Origin of the sequence: Microcoleus sp. S36b_A4 (genome assembly GCF_036700645.1) — a bacterium.
Classification (GTDB): domain Bacteria; phylum Cyanobacteriota; class Cyanobacteriia; order Cyanobacteriales; family Microcoleaceae; genus Microcoleus.
In genome coordinates this window covers 1-12,154 of sequence record NZ_JAUBPI010000004.1, presented here as the reverse complement: position 1 = coordinate 12,154, position 12,154 = coordinate 1, and the positions used below count along the sequence as shown (strand labels likewise).

The 12,154-nt window shown below is 46.1% G+C and carries 9 protein-coding genes; 4 read left to right on the top strand and 5 right to left on the bottom strand.

Annotation, left to right across the window (positions count from 1 at the left end; all coding sequences use genetic code 11):
* The first annotated feature begins 238 nt into the window (after positions 1 to 238).
* Together QUA03_RS02290 and QUA03_RS02285 are read left to right on the top strand one after the other, a co-directional pair.
* Complete coding sequence (locus QUA03_RS02290) at positions 239 to 1,345, top strand: FecR domain-containing protein (protein WP_333209332.1); 1,107 nt, start codon at positions 239 to 241, stop codon at positions 1,343 to 1,345.
* Positions 1,346 to 1,911: 566 nt separating this feature from the next.
* The gene (locus tag QUA03_RS02285) at positions 1,912 to 3,726 is read left to right on the top strand and encodes an adenylate/guanylate cyclase domain-containing protein (RefSeq protein WP_333209330.1); all 1,815 of its coding nucleotides are present in this window, start codon (positions 1,912 to 1,914) and stop codon (positions 3,724 to 3,726) included.
* A gap of 113 nt (positions 3,727 to 3,839) precedes the next feature.
* Here the strand turns inward: QUA03_RS02285 and glsA are convergent, their stop codons facing one another.
* Positions 3,840 to 4,766, bottom strand: a complete 927-nt coding sequence (gene glsA / locus QUA03_RS02280) for a glutaminase A (protein ID WP_333209329.1) — start codon at positions 4,764 to 4,766, stop codon at positions 3,840 to 3,842.
* 449 nt (positions 4,767 to 5,215) lie between these two features.
* On the opposite strand from glsA, the gene QUA03_RS02275 reads away from it, so the two are divergent.
* Entirely contained in the window at positions 5,216 to 5,560 is a 345-nt protein-coding gene (locus QUA03_RS02275) for a hypothetical protein (protein ID WP_333080265.1), read from the top strand.
* Here the strand turns inward: QUA03_RS02275 and QUA03_RS02270 are convergent.
* Positions 5,557 to 6,549, bottom strand: a complete 993-nt coding sequence (locus QUA03_RS02270) for a YdcF family protein (RefSeq protein ID WP_333209327.1) — start codon at positions 6,547 to 6,549, stop codon at positions 5,557 to 5,559. The genes QUA03_RS02275 and QUA03_RS02270 overlap by 4 nt on opposite strands.
* A 354-nt stretch (positions 6,550 to 6,903) precedes the next feature.
* Complete coding sequence (gene pap, locus QUA03_RS02265; RefSeq protein WP_333209325.1) at positions 6,904 to 8,391, bottom strand: polyphosphate:AMP phosphotransferase; 1,488 nt, start codon at positions 8,389 to 8,391, stop codon at positions 6,904 to 6,906.
* 709 nt (positions 8,392 to 9,100) lie between these two features.
* Between pap and QUA03_RS02260 the strand changes: the two genes are divergently transcribed.
* Entirely contained in the window at positions 9,101 to 10,084 is a 984-nt protein-coding gene (locus tag QUA03_RS02260) for a GNAT family N-acetyltransferase (RefSeq protein ID WP_333209324.1), read from the top strand.
* Positions 10,085 to 10,211: 127 nt separating this feature from the next.
* Here the strand turns inward: QUA03_RS02260 and QUA03_RS02255 are convergent, their stop codons facing one another.
* Entirely contained in the window at positions 10,212 to 11,111 is a 900-nt protein-coding gene (locus QUA03_RS02255) for an ABC transporter ATP-binding protein (protein ID WP_333209322.1), read from the bottom strand.
* A gap of 107 nt (positions 11,112 to 11,218) precedes the next feature.
* Entirely contained in the window at positions 11,219 to 11,992 is a 774-nt protein-coding gene (locus QUA03_RS02250) for an ABC transporter permease (protein WP_333209321.1), read from the bottom strand.
* Positions 11,993 to 12,154 lie beyond the last annotated feature (162 nt).

Here is a 12,154-nt window from a genome sequence, read left to right as displayed (position 1 = left end):
TAAAGCACTTGGAGTCTAGCTTGCAAAATTTTCCGAATGTCAGATTCTAGGAAACGGTCATGTTGTAACGGTTTACTACAATCGGACAATAAAAAAAAGATTTAATGCTAAAATTTCAGGCTGAGAAAGTTTATTTGTGCTGCTGTGTTAGGGCATAAAAAGTCGAACGATTGCCGGATTTAGGGTGTCTGATACAGGAAAGGAAGTCTAGAAACTTCAATATGACAAAATTGAAATTATGAATAAAATTTTTACCTGTGGGCGCTCGACCCAAATTCCGCTCCTAAGTTTATCATTAGCTGTGTTTGCCTGTCTGCCGCTTGGTCGTGCGACGATCGCCAGTCCGCTCTCTGCATCCCCCAAACAGCCGTCTAACCCTACTAAAATTATCTCAGTCGATCGACAGCCAGCACTACCAACCGCCTCAAAATCTCCCAAAAATCCGACAACAGTGGCGGCGAATCCATCCCCAGCAGAGATGATAAACGCTCAGGCAACAACGGGCGCGCGATCGCTCGAAATAGAAGAAATTCGCGGTACAGTCAGCTTTAAAGGGCGGCCGGCGGTTGTGGGCGATCGGCTACTCGCCCCCGGAGACGAAATCATCACCGGCCCCGATTCCACAGCCCGTTTAGGCATCGACAACAACCTCGGCACCGTGGAAGTTGGCGAAAAAACCGCAGTCAGAATATCCAATTTGTCAAGCAGTGCAGGCGGCGAAAAAGACACAGCCATTTTTGTCAGCAGGGGGCGAGTCAGGTTGTCGATCGGCAAAACTGCGGCGACAACTCCCGCAGCCAGCACCTCAACAATTATCCCGCCGAACCAAATAGCGTCCCTCAATACCTTCAGCGGACTCGGCAAATCGAGTCAAATTGCCCAACAAAAAAAATCTGCCAAAACCGCCCCAGTCAGGGTTGAAACCCCAGAAGGCGTTGCGGGAGTCCGCGGCACTTCCTTTGGCGTCAGTGTCGGCGGGGGTAAAACCGCAGTCGAAACGATTGAAGGTGAAGTCGTAGTATCCGGCAACACCGACTCGGAAGTAGTTGTCAACAGCGGCAACTCCACGACAATTTTCCCTCAAACCTCGCCCGTGGCGCCCTCAGCCAGCCCTCGCCTAGCTAAACTCAAAGTCCGCAGGTTGTTGAGACTCAGCGGCAATATCTATCGCCTCAGCGGTCAAATTAACCCGATCGACACACTTTATGTCAACAACGAAGCTATTAAGATCGATCGAAATGGCAACTTCAAGATCCAAGGAATTTTACCTCCAAGCCGCCGCCTCCAAATCGTAGTGCGAGGGCCGTCAGTCACAGAACGGCACTACAGCCTCGCCGTTCCCTAAACAACCTCTCAGAGCCAATTGCGCGGGCAGTCTCTGAGGATCTGAGTTAGATCGTAAGTTTTAGTTGAGTTGATTATTTCGTGTAAGGGCGAAGCATTTCGCGGTGAAACTTCGTAAGCCCAGCCGCGTCTAAATCTTAAAGTCAAGTTTAATTCAATTATTGTGAGGTGTCCCGCTCGCCTACAAATATAATTTAGATGCCCAAGAGATTACTCAAAATAAATAAATTTGGCGTTAACCTTTCGCCATTACGGTTTTGTAAAACTTCATGACTATCATATGCGTTCCGGTTGCATCGGAATCATAAAATCGAGTCAATAGTTAACAGTCAAGCATTCAGTTTTTAAATAGCAAGTCAACAGCCAACAGTCAACAGTTAACAATCAACAGGAGTGCCACCGCAATTGATATATAGCTATCCTTGCATCCTTTGTGAATTTCTTACTCCCTCCCCTTGATAAGAGGAGGGTTGGGGTGGGGTAAAAAATTTAAAAAGGATGCGAGGATTGATATAACTCCTCTCGAAGGTCGGACTCAAATGTCAATGATTTCGTCAAATTAATTGCATGAAGTTCAAAGAATGGATCGATCATCTCAAACAAAATCAACTGCTCGGCCTCCGGCAATATATAGCAACAAATCCTCCCTGGATGACAGGGGCAGTAGTAGGTATAATGTCTGTCATCATGCTGCAAGTGGGAATGTGGAAACCCCTTGAATATTTGGGATACAAAACTCTCTTTCAAATTCGAGAATTGGGAATTTTGCCCAATCCCGGATGGGATGAGAGAATTGTGGTAATTGCGATCGAACGACATTCCCTGCAAGAATACGGTCAATTTCCTTGGCCCCGCAACCGCTACGCCGAACTGCTAGAAGCACTGAAAAAATCTCCCCCTACAGCAGTTGGTTTTGACATTCTTTTTCTCGATCCAAGTCCGAAAGATGATATTTTAGCCGCTGCAATCGCCGCCAACGGCAAAGTTGTACTCCCTAGAACCCCCAAAGAAGAACCCGTAGCCTCTTTAAAAGCAGCCGCCGCAGGTGTCGGCCACATCAGCCAAGAAGCCGATAGCGACGGTATTACCCGCGAGTCAAAAATCTTTCTCAACGGGATTCCTAATTTCGGTTTAGCCATGACTCACAGGTACAATGCTGCTAATCCCCAAGATCCAGTATTGCTTCCACATTCAAAAAATAAGCAGGAAAAAAAAGTTTGGATTAACTGGCCGGGGAAAACAGAAAATCTATCTACCTATGGTTTTGTTGATGTCGTAGAAGGTAGAATTCCCGCAGATGCTCTGACCAATAAGTTAGTTTTAGTGGGCATAGTTGCTACGGGATTCGACCCCATATCTTCACCTCTCAACAAGACTACGGCTGGGGTTTATTTATATGCAGCGTTGGTTGACAATGTGCTCAATCAACGCTTGCTGCAGCGGCTGCCGGTAGTGGTAGAAATTTTGTTATTGTTGGGGATTGGCCCGCTTACTGCTTTGGTTCTGGGCAAGCGAGGTGTTCAAGAGAGAATTGCGATCGCTCTCGGTTTGCCTATAATTTGGATTGCGGCTGCTGCTTTGTTATTTGGCTTCTTTTTTTGGTGGGTTCCGATTGCCGCACCTATCGGCACTCTCATTTTATCTAGCACTGCTTTGCAACTGCGGGAACAGTACGAAAAGCAGCAGTTGATGAGGTTATTTGAAAAGCACGTCGATCCAGAGACTGCTCAGCTTATTTGGCAACGCAAAGCTGAGATATTTGAACAGGGAGAACTCGAACCTCAAGAACTTACAGCAACGGTGCTGTTTATGGATATTCGTAGTTTTACTTCGATTTCAGAAAAAATGCCGCCGCGAGATTTACTCACCTGGCTGAACAATTATTTGCAAGCGATGACCAACTGTATTATGGATCACGGCGGCGTTGTAGATAAATACATCGGTGATGCAATTATGGCAGTTTTTGGGGTGCCTTTTTGCCATACCGAATATGGACAAATTCAACAAGATGCTTTGAATGCAGTTGCGGCTTGTATTGCGATGCACGAACGGCTGCACCAACTTAATCAGCAGCTTAGAATTGAACGCAAACCTTTAATTAAGTTTGGCATCGGTTTGCATACCGGACAGTTAGTTGCTGGCAGCGTGGGCGGTTCCAGGCGTTTGAATTATTCTGTGATCGGCGATGCTGTCAATGTTGCTGCTAGATTGGAGGCGATGAATAAGGAAATTGTTTCTGACAGTCCTTTTAATTTGTTGGTGACGGCGAGGACTTTTTCTTACGTGCGCGATCGCTACGAAGGCCAAAAAGTAGGCTCGATTCAATTACGCGGCAAAAAAGAAGAGACTGTGGTTTATGCTATTTTGGGCGAAAAGCATTAGTCAGTTGTCAGTTGTCAGTTGTCAGTTGTCAGTAGGGAAAATTACCTTTTTTCCAATTCCCCATTAGACATTCCCCATTCCTAATGACTACTGACTACTGACTACTGACCAATCTAATCAAATACGCTTAGCCGCAGACTGTGAGCTATTTTTTCTAATAGAAATAAGCCACCGATAGAATTTCCGTCTTTATCCAGGGGCGGACTGTAAAAGCCGATCGCACCTTGACCCGGAATTACCGACAGCATTGCCCCGCTAACTCCCGACTTGGCCGGCAGTCCCACCCGCAGCGCAAAGCGGGCGGATGCTTCATACAAACCGCAAGTTGCCATCAGTGCTTTGACAGTACGGCTGTTTTCGCCGATTTGTCGATCGCCACTTTTTACCAAAACCATCCCCAGCTTAGCTAAATCCTCCACACTTCCCGACAAACAGCAGACGCGGTTGTAGGTTTCTAAAGCAATTTCTGCATTTTGAATATAACCAGATTCTACCATTCTCAAGGCTAGATTCCAATTGTTTGGATTCGGATTTGTCTTCACTGAATCGAGCATTAACTCATCAAGAAATAACTGACTGTTTGCCTGTTGATTTAACCATTCGAGCAAGTTTTGACAGCGCGCCACAGAATTTTGACCGGGAATCAAAGACGCTAGGGCGATCGCTCCGCTATTAATCATCGGATTTCTCGGCTTCCCTTCGTCTATTTCGAGTTGAATGAGGGAATTGAAAGGCAGTTCCGAAGGCTCACAGCCAACGCAGTCAAATACCCTTTTTTCGCCCAATTCGCACAGCAAATAAAGCAGCACAAAGGGCTTGACTACACTCATCAGCGGGAATGTTTGAGCAATGCTACCCCAGCTCAAAAATTTACCGTCAATTGCCCGAATTTGCACGGCAAATCCTTGTCTCTCGGCTCGCGCAAGGAGAGGTATGTACGCGGGGATTTGACCGAATTTACTGCAATTTATTGCCTCTTTTGCCCAAGCTGCTAGTTGTTCGGGTTCCAATGAAGATAGTTGGCTGGTGGATATATTCACGCTCGATTATTTCGATCATTTTAAATTTTAGATTGGTATTCCTGGCGCGATATTGAGCCATAAACCCGGTTTATTAACGGAATTGCGTCACTTGGGCCCGCTGCGGGAAGAAACTGGGTTTCTTCGGGGATCTCAACCAAGCTCGAACTTCAGGCTATTGACGTTTCTGCCCACCGGGAGCAAATAAATTTTTCATAAAAAACCTGTACTTTGCATAAACATCTCCCCTTCACCCCGATATATAAGTAGCAGCTTCAAGGCCAGGCTGCTATCTAAAAAAAACCAGCACTAGCTCGAAATGCCTTCAGATGCTTATGTTTAAGCCCCTGTAAGGGGCGAGGTGCATATTTAACTTAATTCTTTCAGAGTTCGCGAAATCCTGTCCGGAAAACCCCCGAACCTTTAAGAATGTACTATCCAACCGGATTCACCAAAACCAGGATAAAAAAATGGCAGATGAAGCGAAAGCAGAAGCACCAAAGCCCGCTCCCATGATTTTTAAGGGTGTGTGCAAGGAGGGAGTTCTCAAAGGCAAAGAAATTGAAGGCAAACTAGATATCAAAGTCAACGTCGAATCTGTCACAACCCCAGAAGCACCGCCCAAAAAATCCGAGTGGGAGCCAGTTATCTTTTGGGTATTGTTTGCATTCATGGCAAACTTGATTGTCGGCGACCCCGCCGGAATGAGAAAAAAATACAGCTCCCCACAAAGGTCTCATTCTCATCAGATGTTAAACCAATCTGGGGAGCAGTCGCTGTTGCCTAAGAAAAACACCAGCAACTTGCCACTTTAGGCTCTGGGAGCCTGCCAGCCGCGCAAATAGTAATAAAAAGACCCGAAATATTCATCGAATACTCGCGTCGTAGTTACCAAAGCTTCTGCACTGGGCAGAAAATCTCCCGCGTCTAAGCGGAGTCTGGATTTTCCTCCTGATGTGGGTTGAAAAGTGTAGAAGTCGGTAGCCCTAGGAATCACCTGGATTCCCATATTCGCAAAAGCGAGGCTGGCACGGCGCATCTGAATCGCAGATGTTACCAGGATTACTTTGCGCGGGGCGCCACGGCTGTCGAGTATCTTTCTCACTTCTTGGGCGCTGGTGCGTATGTTGCTGCCGTTATCGTCGAGAACGATACTGCTGCGCGGCACGCCCATGTTGTTTGCCAGCAAAGTCTCGATATCCTTCGCTTCCCCAACATAACCCTCCAACTCTGGTCTGGGGCCAGCGGTAACGATGACCATCGGTGCCACTTTTTGGCGGTACAAAACGGCAGCATAGGGCAGGCGATTACCTGTATCTGTCAGTTGAATCGCTACTCGGTTGGGGATGTGAGGCTGAGTGGTTCCCTTGCCTAGGAGAACTATCGCCGCGGCAGTTTCATCGCAGCAAGCTGTGCGGACGGCAGCAGCGGCGTCCCGTTCTGCTTGGTCGGCGAACCAGTAAGCGACAACTGGCATACTCGAAAGGATCAAAACTAGCAGCGCTGCCAGGATCATTCTCGGCGCCGGGTTGCGGATGCCCCCGTTCGTGATCAGCGCCGACGCAATCACCAGCAGAGTGATGGAAAAACCCAACGGCTTAAAGAAGAAGGCTATGAGCCCGAAAATCGCTGCTCCGACTGGTGTGTCTGGCGCAAAAAAAGCCAGGAACAAAAGGCTGATCAGCAGCAAAACGCGCAGTCGGTCTAATAACGGATTGTCTTTACCTCCTGATTGATCCCACCACGATTTGATCAGTGAGAACAGGAGGAATAGAAATAGAATGCGAGCTAACAGTTCTGGCATCTTGCAATATTCTGTGTCTTCATAAATTAGTACGGAAGTGTGGAAACGAGCGCGAATTTAGCTGCGGGAGGAAATACGGGCATCGGTGGGTTTTTAACTTTCGCGAATAACGCAGTCCGATCGCATTTATTCTGATGCTCGATTCCGGTCAGCTATCAACTATTGGTTGCAGGGTGCAAGCCCGCTACTTCCAGTCACAGATTGCTGACTGTTAATTGGTAATTGATAACTGGTAATAGTTGATTGGTAATTGGTAATGGAGCGAGGACGCCGCAGGTGGAATTGACAATTCAAGCCTGCTTTGTTCTGCCTACTTTTTTCCCCATTACCTGTTACCGATTCAGCAATCCCACTTTATCGGCGCTTCAGTTGATTCCGAATTGCCTGCGTTACCGTTTGAATTACTTTAACACGAGCATAATACTTGTTATTGGCCGCAATTAGCGTCCAGGGAGCAGCCGGCGTGCTGGTGCGCTGAATCATTTGATTCACCGCTACTTCATAATAATTCCACTTTTCCCGATTCCGCCAATCTTCCTCGGTGAGTTTGTATTGTTTAAATGAATTGTTTTGCCGCTCTGTAAACCGCTTTAGTTGCTCGTCAGGACTGATGTGCAGCCAGAATTTAACTAAGACACAACCGAAACTGGTGAGTTGCTCCTCAAATTCGTTGATTTCCTGATAAGCTCGGCGCCATTCGGGTTCGGTGGCAAATCCTTCGACTCGCTCGACGAGCACTCTACCATACCAACTTCGATCGCAAATGCTGATTTTACCAGCAGTTGGCAGCCGTTGCCAGAACCGCCAGAGGTATTGGTGGGCTTTTTCTTCGTCTGTCGGCGCCCCAAAGGCATTAACGGTGTAACTGCGGGGGTCTAATACATCCGTCAAGCGTTTGATTGCTCCTCCTTTACCGGCGGCGTCCCAACCTTCAAACAGCACTAACACGGGGATTTCCTCTTCGTAGATACTTTGTTGCAGTTTCCCAAAACGACTTTGTTCCTCGCGAAGTTGCTGTTTGTATTCGTCGGGCGACAACGATTGAGTTAAATCTACTTGGGCCAGCAAGTCGGGTTCAGTAGGTTGTAAGTGTTCTTGATGCGGCAATTGTATCGGTGCTGATTGCATCGTTCGTCTGTCTAAGGCTTCTGTAATTGTCGCTGCCATTTGCGTTAAAACTTTGACTCTCGCCCACCGCTGACAATCGCCTTCTACTAGCGTCCAAGGTGCGGGGCCCGTGCCGGTTTGGGCTACCATTTCTTCGGCAAAAGTTGTGTATTCTTCGTATTTTTTGGCTTGTTTCCAATCTTCTGGCCGCACTCGCCAAGCTTGTAAGGTGTCGTCTTCTAGTTTTTTGAGCCGATGCTTGAGTTCTTTTTTGCTCAAGTGAATCCAAAATTTGGCAATTGCGGCGCCGTCATCAACCATCTGCCGCTCGAAGGCGTTGATTTGCCTGATTGCTGTGGGTACTTCGGCGTCGGAGACTCGATCGAACAATCGGTCTTCTAAAATGTGAGTGTACCAACTGTGGTAGAAAAAACCAATTTTGCCGCGGGCAGGGAGTTTCTGCCAAAACCGCCACAGGAAAGGATAGCCCATTTCTGCATCTGACTGCGGCCAAATCGGGTGGACGGCAAACCCCCGCGGGTCCATGTACCCTACCATTTGTTTGACTAAAGCACCCTTGCCGGCAGCGGCCCAGCCTTCGAGAACGATAATTGCGGGCAATTTTTTTTCCCAGCAGGCTAGTTGGAGCGATCGCAACTGTTGCATTAAAATTTCTATCTTGGCATCATAGGTTTCTTTATCCAGCGAAATATCTAAATCGAGGTTGTCGAGCATATTTACCTCATATTAATCTGTAAAAAACAGTTTAACGTTAGTTTAACGTTTGGATAAAATTAAATCATCAACTCAGGCAAAAACGTTATATAAATTACAGTTACGGCTGGTTAAAAGCCGGAGCGCTCCTGCAATCAAATGCCAGCCTCGTTAATACTAGCAACATTCCCTCAATTTCCAAGTTGCAAAAAAAAACAGCTCAGGTTATAGTTGAAATAGGCAACTTTTAAATAAGTTCAACTTCTCCCCTATCCCGATCGGGCGAGTTAACACGAGGAGCCAAAAAACCCTGAAAAAGGATTTATTGTAAAACAGAGCAAAAGTAAAAATCAACTACCCGGTGGGGGTGACAACTTCTTTACTTAGCTGTAGAAACTTTATTCAAACAATAGTTACTTAAGCACCAAGCTTGGTAACGAAAGAGAGCGCGACTCATCGACATCCAGCCATAAACTCACATACAAAACTAGCCCGAAGGGGCAAACCAATTTTTATGATTGCCTAATTAGATAAAACCTGAAAGCCTGGGTGATATAAACAGGTTTCTGAGTTTTATCGACACCACAATAAATCTGCATTACATCCGCGTTTATCCGCGTTTATCTGCGGTTAAGCATCAAAAACTCGGATTTTTGCAAGAAATTCACTGTACTTGTTTGCCAATACCCATTAAGAGGAACAGTCCGAAGTTACGGATTGCAAGTTTTCTATGAATATCTTAACAACACGCTCCTACAAGGGCGAAACTGACTGGTGCGCGATCGCAAATTTGATCGATGCTTGCGAAGCAGTGGATCGACTCGGCGAAGAAGTGTCAGCAACTGAACTCAAGCTAATACTTGATGCACCCAAACTCGACAAAGCCCGCGACGTGCAGTTGTGGGAAGATGGTAATTACAAACTAATCGGTTTGTCACTCCTAGATATGCCAGATTTCCCGGCTGAAATAGACGCTTGTCTGTGGTTTTATGTGCATCCAAATTTCCGGGGCGAAGGATTAGAAAAAGACATAATTAAGTGGGGAGAAAAGCGGCTGCGCGAAGTGGCGAAAGAACGGAACTTGCCCGCGAAATTGCGTACCTACAGCCGGGAGGATAAAACAGATGAAATCATGCTTTTAAAAAAACAGGGCTTTGAGGTCGATCGCTATTTTTGGACAATGGCCCGATCCCTCGCTGAACCAATACCAACACCCGAATTTCCCGCAGATTTTGTGCTGACACACGTATCAGGAGAACAAGACATCCAACCCTGGGTAGAAATGTTCAACCAGTCATTTATCGATCACTGGAATCACCACGATTTAACTGCCGAAACCGTGCGTTATTGGATGCAAGATCCGAATTATAAGCCGGAATTAGACTTGATTGCTGTTTCGGGCGATTCTCTGCGGGATAGCTTCGCTTCACGAAAATTTGCAGCTTTCTGCGACTGTCAAATCAAACCCCAAAAAAACGCCCGCAGTGGCACAAAAGACGGTTGGATTGAATTGTTGGGTACGCGGCGCGACTTTCGGAAAATGGGTTTAGGAAAAGCGATGCTATTAGCTGGTTTGCATAAGTTGAAAGCAGCGGGTGCAAACACAGCTAAACTCAGCGTTGATGCTGACAGTTTGACGGGGGCAACAAAGCTTTACAAATCAGTGGGTTTCCACCCGATGGAAACTTGGATCGAGTGGGCTAAGACTGTGTAAACCCGTTAGGGTGGTCAGAAACCGGGTTTTTGCGAGATAGTGCGTTACAGTCGCCAAAAATGGCAAAAAACCCGGTTTCTTTGGTTTTTGAAGCGCACCGGGCGGATGTACGCTGATGGACGCATATTTAAGATGCAGTTTGTTTGGTGACTTCGACATAAATATGTTCTAACCGCACCGGATACCGAGCGATTGAATCAATAGAAATCCCATCGAACAGCAGAATAATCTCTTTTAATTCTAAACGTTCCGGCAGCCAAAAAGCTAAATCGCTACCGTAGCGGCGGGGAATGAAACTGTATTGTTTAGCGCGGGCGATGACTTCAGCTTCTTCCTCGGTTTTTACGACGATAATCTCTTGGGCCGGAATCAGTTTTTGCAACTCCTCCAAACTGCCCTCCGCCACAATACTGCCATTCTTTAAAATCCCAATCCTGTGACACAGCCGCTCAGCTTCATCCAACAAGTGAGTTGTCAGCAAAATTGTAATTCCTTCCGATTGCAATCGCTGAATTAACTCCCAAATTTCATAGCGGGCCTCAATATCTAAACCCGTTGTCGGTTCGTCTAAAATTACTAACTTAGGCTGGTGTACCAAAGCTACCGCAATATTCAAACGGCGCTGCATTCCTCCGCTCAAAGTTTCCACGGGGCTTGTAGCTCTATCTGTCAAATTTACTGCTTTCAAACAGTGTCTTACTTGATAGCGCCGCTGCTTGCGCTCTAAGCCGTAAATTTGAGCAAAAAAGTTGAGGTTTTCTTCGCAGCTAAGGCTTTTGTAAAGCAAATTTTCTTGGGGCGCTACACCTATTAACAATTTTGTAGCTTCGGAAACAGGTTCGCCATTGATAGAAACTTGACCGCTATCGGCATTTAGCAAATTACATAAAATATTGATAGTAGTAGTTTTTCCTGCCCCGTTTGATCCGAGCAAACCGTAAATTTCTCCAGCTTGAATGTGCAGTGTTAAATCTTTAAGCACTGAACGCTCGCCGTAAGACTTATTTAAATTTTCAATTTGCAGCACTGCTTTAATTCTCCGTATTATTTTATATATTTACGGTTTTTTCTGAACGATTAAACCGCAGAGGAAGAGAAGAGAGAGATGAAGAATTAGGACATAATGAGATACTTTTAAAGTCTTCTTTCTACTCTCAGCATCCTGCGGTAAGAAAGCCATCCACCTACAATCATGGCAATAGAAAATATGAATAAATACCAAAAGTGTTCTGCAATATCAGCCAAATCTTTGCCGTCAGCCCACACACCCATCAGCGCTTCGTTCATGTGATAAACTGGGTTATACTGGGCGAGATCCAGCAGACTTTTGGGAAACAGCGAAGTAGGCAAAAATGCGCCTCCTAAAATCAACAAAGGAACGCCGAAAGCCGCTACTAGCGAGTTGACATCTTCAGTGCGCCTCGCAAACTGGGTGCCGAGAATAAAGCCTACACCTACATAAGATACAATACTGAGCAGAATAATCGCACATCCTAACAGGATTGAGCCTTGAAATTTTGCTCCTAAACAAGAGGCGATCGTGTATACTAAAATTACCTGACCGATGCCGATGCAACTGTGAGCAAGGAAAATTCCTAAAAAGTAGGAAGTGCCGCTCAGCGGGGAAATAAACAAGCGTTTGAGGGTATGCTGTTCTCGCTCTGCTACTACTGTTGCTACGCTACCACCGAGACAGCTAAAAAATAAAGCTGCTCCTACTAAGCTGGCAGGTGCAGCAGTTTCAAAGGCTTTTGCTGTGCTGAGATTAGCGCGTTCTTTTAAAATTAAACCGTTAATTACCAAGATAGAAACTGGAAATATACTCCACAAGACTAAGCTGCGTCGCCGCCTCCCCAATTCAATTAAAATTCGCTGCGCTACTGCGAGCGTTTCGTACCAGTATTTCATAAGAAATCTATTAATATTGTTGTGAGAATTGGGAATTGGTAATGACGCCAACGCATATCATACCATATAGCAATCCTTGCAGGAGCATTGGTGACAAGTTAAGACTGTAAGTCTTTTGTCAAGAGGCTTTTAGAGAATTGTTGAAAAAAAACTGGTCAGACC